Consider the following 479-nt stretch of genomic DNA (forward strand, 5'->3'; position numbering starts at 1 on the left):
TTAGCACTCCCCACCATATGGTTTTCGCTTCTTACAATAATGACATATATACCTGCCGACCATTGGCTAATATTTAAGGCCTCCTCCTTTATACCATTGGCTAATTTCTTTTGATAAACCTCCTCGCCAGTTTGATTATAAACAGATAATTGTAAACCTGTAATTTCATTTTTGTTTTCGATGATTAGCTTAGCTATGGTATGAGCAGGGTTGGGTAGTATTTGTAACTCTATTTTATCTTTTGTTTGGGCATAATGCTTAGGGCTTTGTAATTCATCTATACCCACAATAGTATGGCAGGTATAGGGTAAAAACCCAGAAACTACACCACCAGGGCATAAACTATCGTATTGCCCTGTCCAATTGGGGTATACAGTATCATAAGTAAAGTCCAGATTACGCTTGCTCATATAAATATCATATTTACCAGAGGAATTATTCTCTTTCATTCTACCTACGGTTACGATTTTGTCATTATA

At 36.1% G+C, this 479-nt stretch carries 1 protein-coding gene; it reads right to left on the reverse strand.

Annotated features, from left to right (window positions below; genetic code table 11):
* Positions 1-449: T9SS type A sorting domain-containing protein (locus HNS40_RS22750; RefSeq protein ID WP_172284990.1), on the reverse strand; the 449-nt coding region annotated here is incomplete at its 3' end.
* Between the last annotated feature and the right edge of the window lie 30 nt (positions 450-479).

It is taken from the genome of Lentimicrobium sp. S6, assembly GCF_013166635.1.
Taxonomy (GTDB): Bacteria; Bacteroidota; Bacteroidia; order Bacteroidales; family UBA12170; genus UBA12170.